The organism is Mesorhizobium sp. M0500 (assembly GCF_040321165.1).
GTDB lineage: Bacteria > Pseudomonadota > Alphaproteobacteria > Rhizobiales > Rhizobiaceae > Mesorhizobium.
Window position 1 is genome coordinate 47,460 of the sequence record NZ_JAMYRB010000019.1, and the last position, 19,673, is coordinate 67,132.

General features: G+C 57.8%; 15 protein-coding genes. 6 read left to right on the forward strand and 9 right to left on the reverse strand.

Features of this window, described 5'->3' with window-relative positions:
- Positions 1-116: 116 nt before the first annotated feature.
- The 3 genes from NKI70_RS25725 to NKI70_RS25735 form a co-directional block, all read right to left on the reverse strand.
- On the reverse strand, positions 117-890 hold the full coding sequence (locus NKI70_RS25725; RefSeq protein ID WP_352725213.1) for an SDR family NAD(P)-dependent oxidoreductase: 774 nt from the start codon (positions 888-890) through the stop codon (positions 117-119).
- A 1,277-nt stretch (positions 891-2,167) separates the two neighbouring features.
- Positions 2,168-4,516, reverse strand: coding sequence for a DGQHR domain-containing protein (locus NKI70_RS25730; protein ID WP_352725215.1), 2,349 nt, complete (start codon positions 4,514-4,516; stop codon positions 2,168-2,170).
- 39 nt (positions 4,517-4,555) lie between these two features.
- Complete coding sequence (locus tag NKI70_RS25735) at positions 4,556-5,347, reverse strand: DNA adenine methylase (protein WP_352725217.1); 792 nt, start codon at positions 5,345-5,347, stop codon at positions 4,556-4,558.
- 426 nt (positions 5,348-5,773) lie between these two features.
- Between NKI70_RS25735 and NKI70_RS25740 the strand changes: the two genes are divergently transcribed.
- The 6 genes from NKI70_RS25740 (at position 5,774) to NKI70_RS34055 (ending at position 12,751) form a co-directional block, all read left to right on the forward strand.
- Positions 5,774-8,992, forward strand: a complete 3,219-nt coding sequence (locus NKI70_RS25740; protein WP_352725219.1) for a phosphoribosyltransferase-like protein — start codon at positions 5,774-5,776, stop codon at positions 8,990-8,992.
- A gap of 493 nt (positions 8,993-9,485) precedes the next feature.
- Positions 9,486-9,710 carry a hypothetical protein gene (locus NKI70_RS25745; protein WP_352725221.1) on the forward strand — a complete coding sequence of 75 codons (225 nt, stop codon included), beginning with the start codon at positions 9,486-9,488 and terminating at the stop codon, positions 9,708-9,710.
- A 477-nt stretch (positions 9,711-10,187) separates the two neighbouring features.
- Entirely contained in the window at positions 10,188-10,427 is a 240-nt protein-coding gene (locus NKI70_RS25750) for a multiubiquitin domain-containing protein (RefSeq protein ID WP_352725223.1), read from the forward strand.
- A gap of 2 nt (positions 10,428-10,429) precedes the next feature.
- On the forward strand, positions 10,430-10,858 hold the full coding sequence (locus tag NKI70_RS25755; protein ID WP_352725225.1) for an E2/UBC family protein: 429 nt from the start codon (positions 10,430-10,432) through the stop codon (positions 10,856-10,858).
- The gene (locus NKI70_RS25760; protein ID WP_352725227.1) at positions 10,855-12,309 is read left to right on the forward strand and encodes a HesA/MoeB/ThiF family protein; all 1,455 of its coding nucleotides are present in this window, start codon (positions 10,855-10,857) and stop codon (positions 12,307-12,309) included. The genes NKI70_RS25755 and NKI70_RS25760 overlap by 4 nt, the downstream gene beginning before the upstream one ends.
- Before the next feature lie 4 nt (positions 12,310-12,313).
- On the forward strand, positions 12,314-12,751 hold the full coding sequence (locus NKI70_RS34055; protein ID WP_502898934.1) for a ubiquitination-like system serine protease family protein: 438 nt from the start codon (positions 12,314-12,316) through the stop codon (positions 12,749-12,751).
- Between the two features lie 457 nt (positions 12,752-13,208).
- Here NKI70_RS34055 and scpB read toward each other — a convergent pair whose 3' ends face one another.
- The 6 genes from scpB to repA all read right to left on the reverse strand — a co-directional run bounded on the left by scpB (position 13,209) and on the right by repA (position 19,258).
- On the reverse strand, positions 13,209-13,898 hold the full coding sequence (gene scpB, locus NKI70_RS25770) for an SMC-Scp complex subunit ScpB (protein ID WP_352725228.1): 690 nt from the start codon (positions 13,896-13,898) through the stop codon (positions 13,209-13,211).
- 4 nt (positions 13,899-13,902) lie between these two features.
- Positions 13,903-14,901, reverse strand: coding sequence for a DUF1403 family protein (locus tag NKI70_RS25775; protein WP_352725230.1), 999 nt, complete (start codon positions 14,899-14,901; stop codon positions 13,903-13,905).
- A 292-nt stretch (positions 14,902-15,193) separates the two neighbouring features.
- Positions 15,194-15,463 (reverse strand): type II toxin-antitoxin system Phd/YefM family antitoxin, encoded by a 270-nt coding sequence (locus NKI70_RS25780; RefSeq protein ID WP_352725232.1) that lies wholly within the window; start codon positions 15,461-15,463, stop codon positions 15,194-15,196.
- 121 nt (positions 15,464-15,584) lie between these two features.
- A complete protein-coding gene (repC, locus tag NKI70_RS25785) occupies positions 15,585-16,790 on the reverse strand; it encodes a plasmid replication protein RepC (protein ID WP_352725234.1) in 1,206 nt (401 codons plus the stop codon).
- 156 nt (positions 16,791-16,946) lie between these two features.
- A complete protein-coding gene (gene repB / locus NKI70_RS25790; RefSeq protein WP_352725236.1) occupies positions 16,947-18,026 on the reverse strand; it encodes a plasmid partitioning protein RepB in 1,080 nt (359 codons plus the stop codon).
- A 17-nt stretch (positions 18,027-18,043) separates the two neighbouring features.
- The gene (repA, locus tag NKI70_RS25795; protein WP_352725238.1) at positions 18,044-19,258 is read right to left on the reverse strand and encodes a plasmid partitioning protein RepA; all 1,215 of its coding nucleotides are present in this window, start codon (positions 19,256-19,258) and stop codon (positions 18,044-18,046) included.
- Between the last annotated feature and the right edge of the window lie 415 nt (positions 19,259-19,673).

Genomic DNA, 19,673 nt, shown 5'->3' on the forward strand with positions numbered 1-19,673 from the left:
AGATACCTGCCGATGCGTCGAAGTCACCGTTCGGCGAATGCGCCTTAGGGTTCGTCCGCGCTGTCGCTCATTCACAACGCCACCGTACTACTTATAAGTTATAAGTCAATAGGCTTTCATAAGCCGTTGCTGATTTCAGGCAGGGTGAGCGCCTTCAACCCCGCGCTCTCGCCGCCGTCGACCGGCATGACGATGCCGTTGACGAAGGATGAAGCCGGCGACAACAGCCAGGCCACGGCCTCTGCGACGTCTTCGGGAGTTCCCAAACGACCCACTGGAATGCGGCTTTCCAGCAGAGCCCTGCGGCCAGGAATGGCTAGCGTGCCCGCCATCATTCTTGTTGCGATCTGGCCGGGGCAGACGGCATTAAAGCGAACGTCGCTGATCTCCAATGCCAGCGACAAGGTCAAGGCGATCAGCGCGGCCTTGGAGGCCGAGTAGATGGCCAAACCCTCCTCGCCCATCAGCCCGGCCACCGATGACATCATCACCACCGATCCACGCGCCGCGCGCAGGCCTGGCAGCGCCGCGCTGGTAAAGACGAACGACGAGCGCGCATTCACCGTCATGATTTCGTCCCAATCCCTGAGGGTGGCGGTCTCGAAAGCCCCTCGCCCCGTCATGCCGGCGTTGTTGACCAGTCCGGCGATCTTTCCATTCCCGAGCATCATCGCGGTATTGATGACCGTTCGGCATTCGGCTTCGTCGCGCACATCACAGGCGATGAAATGTGCATTGGCGGTGCTGGATACGATTTCTCGTGCGGCAGCCTGGTCGCGACCGGTGAAAACGACGGCCGCGTTCTCCTGCTCGGCAAGGCGCCGGACACAGGCGGCGCCGATCCCATGCGTGCCGCCGGTTACGACATAGACATTCTCTTTCTCTCTCATGGCTCAGCCTTATGAATGATTGGCCCAACGAGCCAGGTTATGCTGTGGCGCTTCTAGCGAGGCTCGCGCAATTCGGTAGTGATTCCCCCCACGTTGGTGGCTCACGGTGCGCGTCGATCGTGTTAACGGGCGTGGCGCCGCCGGCGGTGCGGATGAAGGTATGTCGGACCACGTAGCGAGGCCGCGTTCGGTCTGTGTAAGTCCCGCTGGACACCAAACTTCAGCACGCCGGCGCGCCATACGCTGTGACGCGCCCCCTGCCTAAATCTTCTATTAGCTTATAACTTATAAGATGGCTGTCAACCCTTAGGCAATGGTGGGAAATCTCTAGGGCAACAGCCGTGCCTTGAAAATGAACTCCGCCTCCGCCCCATGCCGCCACCTATTTCCCATCGGCCAAAGCCTGTCGGATCTTTCAACGGTCAGCGTCCAGCTCAGATAGCCACATTGTAGCCCGCAAAGTCAGGAACTTGCCGGAGGGTTTCGGTGTTGCGTCCAGAATTATCTGTCGCAGTCCGGAATTAAGTCAGGACGTCGCTGTCGCGGCACGTTGCCTACGCTGAGATTCTGACGCCATCTGTCTCAACGGATTGTGGGGGAAGTACAGAGCTGAATCTTGGTCGATAGGGCTGCTGCTTCGGTACCAATCCTGGGGTCTTGGGTTGACCAATCCGTTGCCGACCGTAAGCGGGTTGACCAATAGAAGCGCTTAAACTCCACGCTAATCCAACCACTTAACGCCAGTCCAGAATTAGCTGTCCTTGAGGCCATTGGTAAACCCGGTCCTTGGATCGGGAACCCCTATCCTCGGCTTGAAAACCCTCTTGTTTTCAATCGTATAGGCCGAACACCCGCGGCACTTAACTCCGGACTGGTAAACCCCACGAAATGCCAAATAATTCCGGACATCATACCACACTGCCATTTATGCGACTCTAGAAGCACAGAGAGCGAACATAGGACTGAAAACGTCTTTGCTCTCCGATCCAGACGTCAGCCTCGTCCGAGAGTGACGGCGATCAGCATCGCGGCATTGAAGGTCTTGGTTGGGGCCGATTGCGGAATTACTGCTTCTGGCCAGATGGCGGGCGAAGCTGACATCGCAGTCAAAGGATGACGGTCCCGACCGTGACCAGCCTACTGGCTGCGCGAAGGTCGTAGCGTCGACAGATCGAACAAGCCCTTAGAGCGAATTTCCGCACCTTGGGCGGGATAGCGAATTCAGCGAAGACGTTTCTTGCCAAATAAAAGGATATGCTTTTTCCAACAATTTACGATTATCGCAAACCAAGCTTACGGTGAATCTTCAACAAGAGTTCGACATCGTGTTTGTTCAATCCTTTTTCTTTCGTTCCCTCATGCGCCCAATTATTCCGCAGCGTGTTGAAGAGCGAGACCCATTTGATCTTGTCCGGTTTACTGTTGAATCCATGGCCGACGTCTATCGAGAAGTGCTGCTCAAACGACTCTGCATTGGGTAGATTTTCCGGCTTTTTCGTCCAGTATTTCTCGATTATTGTCTTATAGTCCTTGATAAAGAACTGGTCTGTCCAGGGGATTTCCTGCCGCCCTAGCCCCTCCTTGTAATTTTTCTCCATCTGCTCTTTCGCGCGGGTCTCGCATTCACGCTGGATCGCGCCAATCTCGATATCCCAATTCTCACCGAACAGCGCCTTCAGCTGCGCAATGATGAAATGCTTCATATGTCGTTCGATCTGGGTGCCGAGTTCTCTCCCCTCATTCTGGAGAGCCTTGTCCTGGCGCTCCCTCCAATCCTGGAGCTCAGGCGGTTTATAGTCAGCAAACTTGCCATGGACGTAACCCTGGAAGAACCTCAGCCAGGTGGTTTCCGCACCACTGCCCAATTTCCCCGCCAGAATCTCCGCATCTTCCGGCGTCATCGATTGCAACGCCTTGAAAAGTACAAGAAGGTACTTGCCGATGGCTTGTATCCGCTGATCCGTGCTCGACTTTATTGAAATCGAGCCTTGGCTGGCTTCGAGTGCGTGGAGATCGCCAACAAGTGATATGAACGCAAAGCTACCCCTGTTCGAAAGGACATAGGTAGTGAGCGCCTCCTGATCCTTCCCAAAGGACTCTTCCGCGAGTTCGTAGCAGGCGTTGATGAGGCTGACCGCACGGTCGCGCGCTTTCTTCATCTCGTCGCCATGCTCTACATTTGCGGCGTCATATAATGATGAAGCAGTGGTTCCTTCTACGAACTTGTTGCCCCTGGCTTCTGGCAACAGCTTACACTTGAGCAAGGCGTCCGCGAACGGCTTTGCCTGGAGCACAGCCCGGTCTTCACCGAGAGAAATCTTGTTGTAAAGCGGACCGGAGGGATCGCCGCCCAATGCGCGGATGACAGAAGAGCGAAGCGCCTTGAGCCGGGAGTCCAGACGACTGGCATTCCAGTACAGATCTTCCTCCAAGGTGATCCTGAGGGTGGGGCTTACCGCCTTCTGATTTTCATTGATCTGCATGAAAAGTTCGAGCTGATCGCCTGGATCAAGGTTCTTGAAGGCGACCACCGGGATGGTGTTGCTCGCCTTGAATTTTGAGTTTGCGTATCCATAAATGCGGTGCTGGCCGTCGATGATATAGGCGATCGCGAACGCGTTCGGGATTTTGAGCACGCCTGTCCGAGACGCTGAATCCTTCGACCGCGGCTGGCCTTGGAATTCGAGCTTCGCGTCGCGTTCGCTGAAGTTCAGAATGGCCGAATTGGGGAAGTATCCTCCACCGTCGATGAACTTGGTGATCCCCTTGAGCCGCGACGGCAGAAGGAGACGTTGATAGGTCGGCATCTCGGCCTCATTCGCCCGGGTCCGGTGGAGAACGAACCCGATCTTCAATAGCGTTTGTGGCTCCAGCGAGAACATATAATATGTCTTGTCGCCCATCGTGCCTTCGATGGCTGGGACCTCGATCTTCGCCTTGTTGATAGCCTGACCCTTCATGATCAGTCCCATGAACTGATAGTGAGCCGCATCCCGATAAGATTTCAGGAGGCTATCAACGTATTCGAACGTGTTGTCGTTGTAGTAAAATCCGCCAGAATCAACGAGTCTCTGTATATCGGCGGAATCCCGGCTCAACCGAAGATTTCTCGTCGCGAATATGTATTTTACCCGGCGGCCCGGGCCGAATGTCTGATCGATTGCCTTCCGGTATCCATCCAGACGCAATCGAAGCGCCTCAAATTCGGTCTTGTATGAGGGCGGCTTCGCCGAAACTTCGCTGGATTTGCACTCGACGAGCAACACGGTGTCGTCGTCGACCGCGACGACGTCGATTTGCTTCTTGTCCGACGGCTCCTGCCCAAAGGGCAGGCAGAATTTCTCGTCGATATTGAGTGTGCGATAACCCAGACGATAAAGCTGGCACCAAAGATCGTCCTCGAATTTAACATGGTGGCTCTTCGGCTTGCGGAGCCGCGTCTTGGTTTTGAGAGGCGTGCCATATTCCTCCCAGCCCTCCTCGAGCAAACCTTCGACCAAGCTATGGTCGACATTGCGGGAATGGAACTTGGAAGATTTCGCAACATAGATTTTGCCCAGCAGCGACTTGTCGCTACTGATTTTGTTACGAAGCGCAGCCGCTTCGGCAGGATCGATAAACGACAAGGCACCCCCCAAAAAAAATTCTACGCAGACCTTGAGATATCAGAAAACGAATAGCGCCTCGGTGGTTCCGCGCCTCGAATTCACTGCTCCCGATATCACCGACGGACGAGAAACCACTATCGGCGCACCAAGCTTACCGTAAAGCTCGTGAATGCTTTCGTGGTCTGCGTTTGTCAGGACGACCCGAACACCACGCTGCTTAGCGCGAATAATGGCTTGCATCAGCCTTTTCTGGTCATCCCAAGTAAAGATTTTCTGATTATACTTGACGAAGCCATTACAATTATGAGCCGTTGTATAGGGAGGGTCCAGGAAGACCAGATCGCCTTCCACCGCTTCCGCGACTACAGCTTCAAAGTCGCCAGCGCGGAGATCGGCGCGAGACAGCATCTCGCTCGCCTTCTCGAAATCATCATCGAGAAGCATAACCTGAGTCTTTGTCCCCAGCGGAACGTTGAACTGCCCCTTGAGATTCTCGCGGTAGAGGCCGTTGAAACAGGTTCGGTTCAGATAAAGAAATTGCGCAGCGCGGCGATGCGGCGTCGAATGCTGCCGACCTCGCTCCTCATAATAGAACTCTTTCGAGTGCCTCTCCTGAAATTCGGCCAGGCTTGATTGCACCAAACGCCAGTCGTCGCGAATGGATCGGTAGGTGGCGATCAACCGTTCATTGACGTCAGATAAAATCGCGTCCGGTGGTGCGAGATGAAAGAAAATCGCGCCTCCGCCCATGAATGGTTCGATATATCGCCCGGAAAATTCAGGAAGGCCGAAACGGGAATCGTTCAGAAGCCATCTCTTGCCGCCTGCCCACTTTATGAATGGCTTCAAACTGGTGCTCCCCTCGATGATCCAAACGCCGTCTAATGTCTTTAGCGGGCAGGATCTACATGTGGCAACGGTGGATTAGACAATATGAACTTTTCAGCGGCCTTGCCTCACACAGTCAGAACGGCGCCTTTGCAGATGCCGCGTTGATTGGCTGACTCTGATGGGGGCTTGCAGCATTTGCGATCAGGCTGCTGGACGGCAACAACTGGGCGCGTAGCCGACAGGCACCTTTGGGGCCGTTTGCTGACCGGCAGGTTCCGGACGAGTATGCAGGATTGCTGCCCTTCGCTCACTCGTGGCGCCGCTTGGGATCCTAAAGACTGGCCACAATCGGCGCGCCGAAACCTCGCTGGACTGGTGTCAATTTCATCTGGACCCTTCGCCGCCTTTCCTGTCTAACGCAAATAACCGGAAGGATTGGCGCTTGTGGCTGTAAGTTCAGGGCTGGAAAAAGTTGAAAGGCTAGTCGCGCAGCTTGAGGATGCGCTGGACAGCGAAGATCGGGAGAAGGATGCTCGCGCGATTCTGCGGCAGGCCTTGATTGCGCGGCTGCCAAACTCGCCCGAGAGTGGCAGCGTAGCCGACGCGATCGAGTCTCTAGCAGCGCAAGGCGATGCCATGCAATCGCTTGAGGCCGCGACTTTGCTGCGCTGCCTGGCTCGCGATGTGGTCAGCAGCGCGCGCGAGGCATCCATCGAGCGCCCTGTGGTGACGATCGTCGAGCGCGCCCTTCCAGAGCTTGCCAGCTTTTGCGGCACCGTTCAGAAGCGACAGACCTATGAGAAATACGAGGTCCTTAAGACTGTTCACGGACGCGCTGAGGAGACTCTGGCACCGTTCGTCAACGTGCCGGCCGATCTCGACGCAGTTATGGGTGCTCGCCAACTTCTGGCGCGAACGCTTAACAACCCATTGTTGAAGGCCTATTGCGCGCCCTCGCACTTGGCTCAAATCCGGGCCGGGTTTGAGGTGGTCAACAACAAGCTGGCACGCCTGCTCAAGGACACGGCCAGCCTGCCGGCGAACATGATGGACTGCAAGCAAGCTATCGGGGATCAGCTCGCCTACTGCGAAGCGCATTCCAACTTTTTAACCAAGCGGTATTTCGCAACCTATCTCACGATCGCGGATGCGGCGCTGGAGAAGTTCCTCACCTCCGTGCGCGGGCGCTTCAAGGCCCAGATCGTCCCCCGCCTTAGCGATGGCGGCATATTGCAGAAGCGCTACCCCTTCCGTGAAGCTGGTCGCCAGATCAAGCTCTCAATTCCCCTACGGAATCTGGGGCCCGGGATCGCTTCGAACGTGACGGTTCGGATCGAGGCTGATCCCGAACGTTTTCTGTTCGCCAACGAGGAGCTGTTGCTCGGGAGCGTAGCCGCAGGCGACTTCTCGGCCGTATTCAATGGCGAGGTGATGACTGAAACCGATGCCGTCGTGTTCCTGCTGTCGGTTAAATGGGACGAGACCGGGGGTCCAGAGCGCCAGGAGGTCGAGTTCATGGCGACGGCAAACGCCCAGCGCAGTGATATCGACTGGCAGGCCCAGACGTACCGGCGTCCCTATAGCACCGATGTCGCCAAGGGCGACACCTTCGTCGGGCGCGTCGACAAGGTCCAGGCGCTCGGCAACAAGATGCTCCGGACTCCGATGGAGTCTTTCTACGTCACTGGGCAGAAGCGGGTCGGGAAAACATCACTTGCCCTGGCGGCAGTCGCGTTCGCGAAGGAGCACGCTGCAGAGCCGGGGATCGAATTAAAATATCTGTTGTGGGGTGCCATAGCCAACGCCGACCCTGCGGCCTCGCTACGCGAGTTGGGCACGCACATTGCCGAGTTCATGATCGACAGCTTCCCGGCTGGGGTGCAGACCCCCGCGCTCAGCTTCGACGGAAGCATCGCAGCACTCACCCGTCTCGCCGACATCGCGGCAAAGGTTCGCCCCGGACTGAAATATGTGATCGTGATCGACGAGTTCGACGAGATCCACCCCGAACTCTACCAGCATGGCAATCTTGCGGAAACATTTTTCGCCAACATCCGCGCCCTTACGACTTGCGAGAACGTCTGCCTGATCCTCGTCGGCGGCGAGAACATGCCGTTCGTGATGGATAGGCAAGGCCAGAAGCTGAATAAGTTCGTCCGCGTTCCGCTCGACTATTTCTCGCGCGATTCCGAGTGGGAAGACTTTCAGCTTCTTGTTCAGAAGCCCAGTGCCAACGTGCTCGAATGGCATGAAGACGCGATTGCCGAGGTGTTCAATGTCACGAAAGGAAATCCCTTCTTCGCAAAGATCGTGTGTGCCGCAGTCTTTGAGGATTGCGTTCGCGAGCGCGACTCGGATGTCACGGGGCAGGAGGTCCGCTCGGCCATCGCCGCCCAAGTGCCGACCTTCGACACCAACGCCTTTGCCCATCTCTGGCAGGATGGCATCCACAAGCCGGTCAACGAACGCGAGCCGGACATCCTGCGCCGCTGCCGCACGTTGGTGCTAGTCGCACGTACGGCACGGCGCAACCTGCCGATCACGATCGAGAACCTGCTGGCGCAAAAACACGGACTGATGCTGCCCGACACCGAGATCGTGCCTGTGCTGCACAATTTTGTCGGCCGATCGGTGCTGCGCGAGAACCAGGGCCAATATACTTTCGTGCTGCCGATCTTCCGCGCCTGGCTGGTTGAAGTCGGGGGCAGCCGGCTAATCGCCGACGCGCTTGGCGAGGAACTGGCGCACCATGTTCAGGCTGCCGAGGATCAGGCTTTTGTCCAGTCGAACGAGATCGCCGCGTTGGTTAGGAGCTGGCCGACCTATCAGGGGCGCGAAATCACGGGCGACGAGGTGCGCGCCTGGTTCGAACAGGCCGAAGGTCATCGCCAGCAGCGTCTGTTATTCAAGCTCCTGCAGCACCTGCGCTTCTACGGCGACGTGGAGATCCGCGAAGCGCTCAAGACCTTGCACAGCTTCATCCGGCCATCGTTGCCGACGTTTGTGATCCGCAAGCGAACCGACAGGCGGTCGGACGTGCTGCTCACCTACGCTGACGGTGAAGGCAAGAGCGGTCAGTTCTACACATCCCGCTATGCGGAGACGAACGGGCTCGCTGCGAAGAGCATCATCGCCCCGTACCACTTCTCCGAACAAGTGCGAGAGAAGATGGCGGCTGGACTAAAACCTGCGGCCTTGCTCTTCCTTGACGATCTGGTTGCGAGCGGTCGGTCGCTTGCCAGGAACTTGAGCCGCTTTGTAAGCGTGAATGAGGTTTTGCTGCGTGAAATGAACATCCCAGTGACGGCGATGGCGCTTGCAGTTACGCCTGACGGCGACGAGATGGTCCGCGATGCTATGGGCGTGTTCGACTGGCTGCAGTTCGACTTGCGGTACGTGGATATCATTGGGCCTCGAGAGCAAGCCTTTCCCGAAGACCTCGGCATCTGGACGAGCCAGGATGAGAAGGAACGGGCCAAGGCACTATGCCGGGATCTCGGCGCGTTAATTTATCCGCACAACCCGTTCGGCTTCAGCGATCAAGGCTTGCTTGTCAGCTTCCCCGTGAACTGTCCCAACAACACGCTACCGATCCTGCACTCGCCGTCGCGCGCCGAAGCGAGCCGATCGTGGCACCCTCTATTCCCGCGCGCAATCCACTAGAAGATATCGCCATCCCCCGTGTTGAATGTCCACACCACTATTCTTTGCGGCCGCAGCTCTTATTCCCGGGGGTCGTTGACCCGTCTGTCCCCGAACTCCCGGTCCAACATTTTCTTTCGGTGGAATGCTGTCGCGGCTCGGATAGCCATGATAACGAACTCTGCCTCGGTGCAACTTCCGCATGGGCGCCGTCACCGGATCAGGTATAAAGCGGGTGGAGGGCATACAAAATGGTTTCGAGGGGCTGGGAATTACCCAATCCAACAGATGCGGATGTTGCGCTGTTAAGCCAGTTAAATGACCTTTCGGGCGTTCCAGTCCTCCTCACCTATCAAGACCACGGCTACCGACCTGCATTCTGCCATATATCCTCTAAGGACATTGCGTTGAAAAAGGGCGGCAGGCGTGTGCATGGTTGGTCTTTCTGGAGAGCGATCGACACGGATCACACCCCGGATGGCGGAACATCACAGTGTTTGGGAAACTGAGGACGGTGCTTGTCGATGTGACACCGCCGAGGCACGGGGGGAATAATACGCTGTTCCTGCGTGACGACAGGGCGACAATCGCTAGTACCAGTGGCGAGATTTTTATCCCGACCAACCTCGCGGATTTGCAAAAAGGCGTGTTCTTTCGGGATGGACATCCGGTTAACTATGAAAGTTGTGCCCTTCCAGAGGCCGATGCGGTGCGTGCGCATCAATATGCAGATGCATAGCCTTCGATATCCAAATATCCGACCGATCAGCGATATGGCTGAGCAAACGGAATGCGTTCCGGTTGATAGATCTCGCTGAGGTCAGCAATGCATCAGCTTATTTCACCCAACGGCAACCAGCCGTTTTCAACAGGCAGACTGCCAAGCTGGGCCGTTGAAGTCGTTTTGCTGCGGCGAAACGGATGAAGCTTAGGAAGTGGCGCACCCGGCGGTCGACATGAGGGGCATTGCAGCCCCTCAGCCTTTGGGGCCGGAGTCTACCGGTCCGCTTTGCAGTTCGAGGAAGTGGAAAGCGGCGGTTCAGATCCGGGCGTTGGTGGGCAGTTGGTCCAACGATGGTCCCTGCAGTCGTTCACGATCTGTTCAAGTACGCCATTTTGACCTATGCTTGCCACTTGATTCGCCAGTGTGGGGGCAATCACGCACTTCGTTGTATACTGCAATTAATGCTCTCTGGTTGGGAGCAGGAGAATAATCATGGCTAAGCAATATCAATTCAAGATCGAAGACGACACCTATCACTGGGACGAGCAATTCATAACTGGCGCACAGGTGCGGCAGGTTGGACCAGGCATTCCCGAGGGAATGGACCTGTACGTTAAGGTCCGCAATGTCCCGGGCCGTCCAGTTGCCGACGACGAGAAGATCGACCTCGCAGAGCCGGGTATCGAAAAGTTCTATGCGCAGGATGCCAGCTCCGAGGCTGGCAATTCCTAGCCATGACGCTCCTCTTCGATGAAGACTACCAGATACTCAAAGATGCAGGTCTGACGTTCACCGAGGACGAGGCATCACGCTTTTTTATATTCCGCGATTTTCCACTGCCCGAAGACGTCTACACCGCGAACGGGCAGGTGCGCGCGACCGTTGATGTGCTCTACGCCGTTCCGTCCGACTACAACACGTCGGGCGGTGATATGTTCTGGGTTCACCCGCAGCTCGCGCGTGCCGACAGCAAGCCAATTCCAAACATCGGCACGACAGGTCCGAACCAGGATTCACGTACTTATGCCGGCGTCGAGTACACACGTTGGTCACGTCACTGGCACCAGCCCGGCGTCAGATGGAAGCCAAAGGTCGACGATATTCGAGTCATTATTGACCGGATCACATGGGCGTTCAGCTATCCGGATGCGAAGCGTCCATGAGCGGACATCGAATCACATTGCTCGGTACGCAGCACGAACGTTTGCGTACATGGTTCAACGGTCATCCAGAAGGCCATGAACGCGGAGCGATCGCGGTGTTCCGCCGCTTCGAGCGCAATCATGCGGGCCTTCGGCCGTCAATCAGATTCGTCTGTGTCGACATCATTGAGATGCAGGGCGACTGGATACTCGGCAGCTCGCCCGTGCACCTGCGCGTCAACCTTCGCAAGATGCAAGACATCTACTTTCGCTGCGAGCAGGAGGGCCTCGAACTCGGCTTCGTGCACAATCACCCCGGCGGTTTCCTCGAGTTCTCGGAGAAGGATGAGGATAACGAGCAGCGCATCTTGAAGGGTTATGCCGGCTGCAACGGCAAGTCTGTTGCGCTTGTCGCGCTACTTTGGGTTGAGGGTCGATGGCGCGCTCGCATACGGCGGGGCGACGCACCGCAGCAGACAGAAGCTGTGCGGCACGTGGCGGTGCTTGGCACAAACCTTGACATGCATATCAACGGTGAGGAGAGAACACCTTCCGAGGTTCTCAAACGTCAGGCGGCGGCTTTCGGCGCACCGTTCAATCGCAAGCTGCAGTCGCTGCGTGTGGCCATTGTTGGTGTAGGCGGCACCGGCTCCTCGGTTGCGACGCTATTGGCCCGCGCAGGCGTGGGCGAGATCGTCCTGATTGACGGCGACGTGCTTGAGGGTACCAATCTCAACCGCGTGCGCGGCTATCGCACCCGGGATGTGAAGCGAAATAAGGCCGAGGTGCTGGCCGCCTACATTCAGTCCTTGGAGTTGCCTGGCGTTACCGTGGCGGCCATTGGCGAATATCTGGAGAAGTCGCCGGCCGCTATTGACGCGATTTCCGGCGCTGACGTGATCTTTGGATGCACGGACGACGTCGCAGGGCGCGATCTCCTCAACCAGACCACCTATTACTATGCCTTGGCATTCATCGATGTCGGCCTCACCGGCAAGATCGACATCGGCGCCGACGGAGAACCGTATCTTCGGGACCATCGCGGGCGAATCAGCCGCATCCTTCCGGAAGACGGCAAATGTCTCCGCTGCCAGAAGGTAGTGACGCAACAGAAGCTCGACTATGAGCGCGAACTGAGAGCGCGCCCAGAGCTTGCGGAACTCGACAAGGAAACGCTCAGACAGGAATACTATCTGGTCGGCGGCGGGGAGCAGGCGCCAGGAGTGGGACCGTTTACGAGCGCATCAGCGGACACAGCAGTTGCTACACTGATGGACCTCATACGGCCGTTTCGTAGGATCCCAAGCGACCTGCTGAAGGACAATATATGGTACGACTTCGTCCACATGGTCATCCATAGCAACGCACACCCGGATGATCCCGATTGTTTCTGTTGCGGTCCTGAAGGAATCAAGCTCAAGCGTGAGCGCGGCTACCGGCTCGATATGCCGGCGCTCGGGAAGATCACCTAACATCATGTTCAAGTGGCTCGCAGATAGATTTCGTGTGTTTCTGGATAGTCTCTCGCAGCGGGAGGGCCCCGTTGAGCCTAAGCCTGAAACACCAGCTGCCTATTTCGAAAGCTGTGATGTCGTTACGAAGACGCCTGCGAATGCATCCATCGGCCCCCGGCAACTGATCAACGTCGTCTATCAGAACAAGCCCCTCTGGACGATGTTCCGCTGCCCGTGCGGCTGTGGCGATGTGATTTCTTTGCCCATGCAGCCGCCACACAACCCACGATGGCACCTCTCATTGAGTGCAGCTGGCCGTGCGACACTTTCACCCTCGGTGTGGCGCAACAAAGGCTGCATGAGCCACTTCTGGATCACGGACGGCTGCGTGTACTGGACACGAGATACAGGAACAGAACCTTGGGTGGCTCGACCTGATAGGTACTCCAAGCGCGCTTAGCCAGTGCGGAATTTGCATGCCGTGCATATCCGTGGGTCCGGTATTAGCGCGCCTAGCGCTGCCGGCGTGCCCGTTCTGATGGGTCCGCTTTCAGGAATGTAGAAGGTAGTCTTCGACGACCGAACGGAGGCGCAAACCTGCCGTTCTCTTCGCTTCGAGGCATAAGTCGGCCTACCAGCTGATATCGGGGGAAATGCCAATCCGTGAGTGTCCGAAAATTGCGGCATACTTCGGACGTCTCTCTTGCCAGACCTCTACTACGGAGAGAATTCCGCTGGAGGAACGTCAAAAGCGGGTGAACAACACATCGAGGACCTCCGCCTCGCACAGTCCATCCTGATGCAACACTATCCGGATTGTGCGCCGTTGAGTACCTCGTGGGAAAAATCGATCTCGCCGTCATATCGCTCGAGAAGTTGCAGTGACGATGGCGGTCGTGCGGCCAGGCACAGGCGCTCTATTCGTCGGCGTCGGCATCACTCTCGCCGGGGGCGGAAAACCCCGGCATGATGTCGCCCGCCAGAAGCTTTTCCTTCGACAGCAGCCCCGCATCCTCGAGCGCCTCGAAGTCGGGAAGATCGCGCAAGGTTTCAAGCCCGAATTCCAGCAGGAACTGTTTTGTCGTCACATAGGTATAGGGGGCGCCTGGCGTCGGGCTCCGCGGGCCGGAGGCGATCAGGCCGAAGGAGCGCAAATTGCCGATCAGGTCGCGGCTGATCTCCTTGCCGAAGAATGACGACAGTTCGGCGCGCGTGATCGGCTGGAAGAAGGCAATGCACATCAAGACCAGCACTTCGGATTGCGTGAGGTCGACGGCGCGTTCGCTAGAGCCGACCGCCGTACGGATAGCGTCGGCATAGGTCGGCCGCGTCAGGTGCTTCCAGCCGCTGGCGACCGCGACCAGATCGTAGGGCCGGCCCCGCAGCTCCTCGCGGATGTCGTCGATCAAAAGGTCGATGCTGCAGGTCTTGCCGACGACGCGGGTAAGCACCTCGCGGCTGACCGGTTCGCTGGCGGCGAAGATGGTTGCTTCGACGCGGTTCATCCATTCGCGCCAACGTACTTCTGGCGGTAGGTGATCCAGTTCGCGGTCGAACAGGTGACCATCTGATCGCTCCTTCGCCCTTCTCCCCTTCGCCTGCTCCATGGTCTCACAGCCCGTAGATGCGGAAGGTCGGACGGCCGGACAGCTCGCGCACCGCGCCAAGTTCGATCAGCCGGTCGAACAGACGGCGCAGGCCGCGGTCGCTCATGCCGGCGATCTTTTCGGATGCGACGATCGCGTCGTCGGACAGCAGCTTCTCGACGACAGTGTCCGCCCCTTTCGCCCGCAGTTTTGGGGCGACAGCCAGCAGGCGGTCGGCGCAGCGGCCGAGCTCGGCCGCAAGATCCATCGCCTGCAGCGCCGCCTGCGCATAAGCCGCCCAAATGCGTTGCCGGGACGACTGACTGGATTGCCGTTCGGCATGGGGTGACCGACGACCGCCCGCCACCGGGTGCAAGCCGAACAGGGGCAGCGCATGCGCCCACCCTAGCCGGTCGGCCAGAACAGCGTCCGCAAGCCACGGTCCAAGCTCAAGCGCGGCGCGACTGTGATGACGCTCGAGCACGGCGATCGCGTCGACCGCGCCAGCGACTGCATTACCGACCGCGCCAGCCGTCGCCTGAATTTCGTCACCGATTTGGCCGGCCGCGGCCTCCTCAAGCGCGCTCCCCAGATCCGCGGCGACATCGACCAACACCGTCTCGCTGACCAACGTGGCGACCGGACGAGATGCCAGCGTTCGCCAGGCAAGCAGCATACGGCCGGCGGGTCCAACGTCGTCGCCGGGACGGGTGAGCAACAGCGCGTCGCGCAGCGCCGCCTCGTCCTCGACCCGGCCGGCGCGTTTGGCCGTTGCCGCTGCTGCCGCGAGTGCCAGGCGCTGCCGCCAAGCGCCGGCCCATCTCTCCTGACGGCGCACAACCGCATCGAGCGCGGTCAGCGCCGCGGCCGCGGCAAACGCAGCGTTTTCAATCGAGTCCGGACCGGCCGCCACGGCGCGCAGCCAGGTCGGGACGGGAGTGGCCAGCGCAGCCGGGGCTGCACAGGTGACGACCACAGGTGCATGGCCAAGCAGTTTCGGGCGCAGAATCATCGTCGACAGCATGAATCATCACGGCGCTTCTGGCAACGAAAATGGCCGAAAGCCGCCGTGCCCGTCGACAGTTAAAAACGAACGATAATCCGTAACGGTCATGGCCGGCATGCGGGAACGCTCGACCGCAGCAGCCTACGCCGCGTGAGCTTCGATTCTTCCTTGCAAAATAGGAGTTGCACTCCACAATTGCAAGGATGGGCGCAGCGCCGGATTGCTGGCCATCGTGTCCCTGCGCGGACCTCGTCAGGTTTGGCAAAACCAGCCTAGCGCTGGAAAGAGCCCGAGGGCATCCTTCCATCCGTCAGACCTTTGCCGGAGGAAGCTCGCCGTTGAGATGGTCAAGGCCCGGCTCCATTTCGACGGCCTCGACAGCGGCGATTTCTTCGGCGCTGAGTTCCGCGGCCAGATCGACCCGCTGGTCGCGCTTCGACAGCCGGACAAAATCCTCGCAAGCCAGCAGCACGGTGCACGGCCGGCCGTTCTTGGTGATGATGACAGGGTCGCGAACGGCGGCATCCTGATAGGCGCCGAAGTTTTTCGAGACGGCGGCGGCGGTGACGGTGGTGGTCATCGGCTGAACTCATTTCTTCCGGAATATACGGGTTTTCCGGGCTTTCCACATGTGTCAGCCGGCCATCGTAATTCGCGCTTGAGCTGGGCGCAAAGCGATAAGCTGCGGGATTTGGTGATCATCATCCCGTCATCCTTGCTGTGGCGCCGCTGGCCTTGAGCGCCGCCATCAGCATCGGCCCGACCGAAAACGCCCCCGCCTTGGCCTTATCAGTCAGCGCCCGAAGATAGCCGCCGGCGGAATTGATGTGCTGAGCACGTTGCAGAATACAGGCAATCACCACCGCCGCGATCTCCTGGCCCATCGCATGGCAGGCTTCCTCATACGCTGACGGCGAAACACCCAGATATCCCCGCACCTGGGCGGCGGTGATCATGAGATCGCGCCAATTGCCGATCCCGTCGACGGCATAATCCGCAATTTCGGGGCAGGCCTTCAGCACCATCCCCAGCGGGTATGTTTTCGGCGCCTCTGCGGTCCTCGTCCTTGGCTCGGCCGTCGCCCCGCTTTTCTCTAAAGCAGGTTCAAATTCAAAAATAGAGTCGGTATTTGAATCAGATTGCTGCCGCTCGTTTTGAGAGTCATTGCCGCTCGGATTCGTGGATTTCATATGAATTTCCAGCAGGTTATCGACTTCGTCATGCAACACGGCTAGATCGGCCACGATCGGTTCCAGGTCAGCAATGCAAGCTCGGCGCGGAATTCCCTCCACAACGCCGCGGAAACGCTTCCACAGGCCCCCCCAGTCGCCCGGGACATCTTCCTCAACGGCCGCCTCGATCAGCTTGTGGATGTCACGGCGGTGCAAGGTGATCCGCTCGCGCATAAGCCTGAGCGCCCTGTTGTCGGCACGAACACGCTCGGCCGCCGCCTTGAACTCGTAAGCACGGGCCAGCAGCGGCGCCAGGGAGAAGCCAAACGCTTCCTCGATCTCCCCTCCCCGGCCCTTCCGGGCATAACGCTTGCCGTTCGGGCTGTCCCGACGGATGATTAAACCGCTGCCCACAAGGGCCGCCATGTGCCGCCTGACTGTGGGTTCGGGCATCCCATGAGCTCTAAGGGACAGCTGTGCGTTCGAGGGAAACACGATGAGGCTGTTTTCCTCACTCAGTTCGCTGTCCGGGTAAAATGACAGCAACGCATTCAGAACGGCCAGAGCGCGATCGCCGATGCCGACGATGCTCTTGCCCTCGCAGAGGTTGCGATAGATCTGCCATTTGTCGACAGCCCTGCCCTTTGGGATTTCACGTGACTCGTTTTGCGCTGCCAGCATGGCAAGCGACATCGGCCGCCGCCCAAAGGGCGTCGTTGCAATACCCGTCTCCATTCTTCCTTCGCCTTCAATTAGGCAAAAGAAATCCGTCCGCCGAACCGACGCTTAAAACTCTTGACACTGATTCGCGAAAATGTGATTCTCAGCTTGCTTATGGTTGAGAAGGGCTTCCGCGACGGTGACGTTCGGGGGCCTTTTTCTTTTGCGGTTTCAGTTCTCCTGTTTCGACTTTCTGAACGCTTCGTATAGTTCGCCCAGATTGCTTGAAATCCACTCGCCGAAGGGCTTCGCCTCCTTTTCCGTGAGCACGAGCGAGAAATCCTTGGGACGTGATTTGGTGATGATGCTGACTGATTTGTCTCTAGGAGCCCAGCAGTTGGCAGCTACCGCCTTCACCTTCTTCGTCGAGGCTGTCTTGTTGGCCTTATTCGCGAGATTGAAGACCATCAGAAAGCGGTCGTTGGAACTGGCTCTCTTGAACTTGTCCTGCCCCAACAGATGTTCGAGGCCATCGACATTGCTGCTCTTGAGGAGGATGGATAGATCGTACCACCTGTCCCTACCAACTCCCCTCGCCGCTCCGATCTTGTAGATCACGGCTTCCGGGATGTTGGTGGTTACAGACTGCAGTTTGGACAAAACGGTCTTATTGATCGCTAGCGAAGACATGATCGTCGCGTTGTCAAACTGTTCGGCCAATTTCCTTGCGAACAGCGCCCGCTCAATGAATGAGAGATCGGCACGAGCAGTGTTTTCCTGCCCTTGAGCAATTACGTGTTCCTGATCGGAGAGCTGCCTGACTGCTGCATTCACCTTGATGCCGAGCGCTTTCGCGGCCTTGGCTCGACGATGCCCGAAAACGATTTGAAACCGACCTTCGGAACCTGATATCGGCCGTACCAAGATCGGGCTGTCCTGTCCCCTTTCCGCAATGGCCTGGATCAGTTCCTGTAGGCTTGAATCGTCATCGCCATCAAGACGGTCGACGACGAACGAGGCTTCCAACTGGTCGGGGTCCAGTTTGATGATCTGGGTGCCGGACAGTAGCTGCTTCTCGATTTCCTCGGCAGCTGCAACCTTGGCGGCCATCTCGTCGGCGGCGCGGCTCATCATCCCGAAAGCGCCACGGCGTCCGGGAGCCCCGGCGGATGTAGTCGGCTTGGAAGCCATCCCGTTTGCAACGTTAAGCTGGGAGTCGCTGTCCCTGTTCTGCTCATTAGACGCCTTGTTCCCGAATGAGTTTACGGGCGTAAACTCGTCATCGGCGCCCTCATCCAGCAGGCCTGCCATGATACCCTTCCTAGCCATCAGCTTGCCCTCCCCCAAGCTCTGTGGATCAACGACATAAGTTCCCCGTTCACGGAATGCAGGGATTCCACGGCACGGTCATACGTTGACCGGGTGAGTTGACCCCTCTCGACCTCGTAGAGGGTCTGCTTGGTGATGCCCGCGTCAGAGATTGCCGTGGATTTCACCATCTCGTTCTTGAGGACAAAACCTCCGAACAGCGACCGCATGAAATGAACCATCTGCGACTGCGGGATGTCGCCAGGTTCGTATCGGGTAACCAGATAGCGCATCCAGTCAAGGCTCATGTTTCCACCGCCGCGCTTGATGGGATCGAGTATCTCCCCAAGCATTAGCAGGAACTGACACATCGACATTACGTCCAGCATCTGCGGGTGGACCGTTACAAGTACCGCCGTCGCAGAGGATAGGGCGGTGAGAGTCAGGTAGCCAAGCTGGGGAGGGCAGTCCAGGACGACGACATCGAATTTGTCTCCGACATCGGAGAGAGCTGCATCGAGACGCGTGAAAAACAGCCGCCCCATGTCCCGGGTGCCTTTTTCGGCGAGGATCAGCGGAGTATCGTATTCAAATTCCTGAAGTTCGAGGTTTGCCGGAATAATATCGAGACCGGGAAAATTGGTTTTCCGGATCAGCGCGCTAATCGGTTTCTTATGTTCATCGTACCGGATGGCTTCGTAGAGCGACGGGAATTGATCCAGTTCAGGCTGGATACCGTGCAATGCGGTCAGAGACGCCTGCGGATCGAGATCGATTGCAAGAACCCGATGGCCAGTCAACGCAAGATGCTGGGCAAGATGTGCAGTGGTGGTAGTCTTACCGCTGCCACCCTTGAAATTGACGACAGCTACGATCTGCAGGTGTTCACCATCCTTGCGGTGAGGAACATACATGCGAGAATCCGACCGCCCTTTCTGGTCGAGGTAATGACGCATTTCGAGCATCTGCTCGGCCGTATAGGAGCGGCGCCCGGTTGGTGTTACAGTCGGCTGTGGCCCTTTGCCGTTCAATGATAAGTTTTTGAGATAGCCAGCGCTGATTCCGAGGTAGGAGGCGACTTCGGACAACTGGAACTGCCGAAGCGTTTTCACCGCGTCTGGAGGAAAGTTGTCGAGACGATGCTTTTCAAGGCGGCTGGAAAGCGCCGCGCCCTGCTTCAGGATCAGCTGATCAAAATCCAAAAGAGGCTTATTGGCGTCGAATGCGATATTCATAAGCTGAAACCTGTAAGTGCGAATATTTATCCGCATTAGCCCATTTATCGCACTTAGGCCCGATTCTGTGGATCCTTGCAAGGATTTTAAAGTTAACGAAAGCTTAACGCATTGCTCTGCGGCGTCGTTTACGGCCGTAAACTCATTGGCAGCTCCGCCGTCGATTCCCAAGACGCACCGGGGTCTCCAGGAACGTGCCCATGGGTAGGCGTTTCACGACCGTTACGGCCTCGATGCGTTCGGAATCAGCGCGCGCTTAAGCTACGCCACATCACCGATGGTCAGCAGCAAGAACATGCCTGCCCTGCCGTGGTGTCGATCGGATCCCGAAGTGGTCGGAATGGGCATTCTTGGCTGTGAAGTCGTCGATCGTCTCGATCAGGTTGTTAGCACGCCAAATGGTCGAGGCGCACCA

Excerpts from the sequence above, each read along its gene's own strand:
- NKI70_RS25780 (WP_352725232.1), bottom strand. The coding sequence starts at position 15,463 with ATGACCACCACCGTCACCGCCGCCGCCGTCTCGAAAAACTTCGGCGCC.
- NKI70_RS34055 (WP_502898934.1), top strand. The coding sequence starts at position 12,314 with ATGTTCAAGTGGCTCGCAGATAGATTTCGTGTGTTTCTGGATAGTCTC.
- repC (WP_352725234.1), bottom strand. The coding sequence starts at position 16,790 with ATGGAGACGGGTATTGCAACGACGCCCTTTGGGCGGCGGCCGATGTCG.
- NKI70_RS25750 (WP_352725223.1), top strand. The coding sequence starts at position 10,188 with ATGGCTAAGCAATATCAATTCAAGATCGAAGACGACACCTATCACTGG.
- scpB (WP_352725228.1), bottom strand. The coding sequence starts at position 13,898 with ATGGAGCAGGCGAAGGGGAGAAGGGCGAAGGAGCGATCAGATGGTCAC.
- repB (WP_352725236.1), bottom strand. The coding sequence starts at position 18,026 with ATGGCAGGCCTGCTGGATGAGGGCGCCGATGACGAGTTTACGCCCGTA.
- NKI70_RS25760 (WP_352725227.1), top strand. The coding sequence starts at position 10,855 with ATGAGCGGACATCGAATCACATTGCTCGGTACGCAGCACGAACGTTTG.
- NKI70_RS25775 (WP_352725230.1), bottom strand. The coding sequence starts at position 14,901 with ATGCTGTCGACGATGATTCTGCGCCCGAAACTGCTTGGCCATGCACCT.
- NKI70_RS25725 (WP_352725213.1), bottom strand. The coding sequence starts at position 890 with ATGAGAGAGAAAGAGAATGTCTATGTCGTAACCGGCGGCACGCATGGG.
- NKI70_RS25755 (WP_352725225.1), top strand. The coding sequence starts at position 10,430 with ATGACGCTCCTCTTCGATGAAGACTACCAGATACTCAAAGATGCAGGT.
- repA (WP_352725238.1), bottom strand. The coding sequence starts at position 19,258 with ATGAATATCGCATTCGACGCCAATAAGCCTCTTTTGGATTTTGATCAG.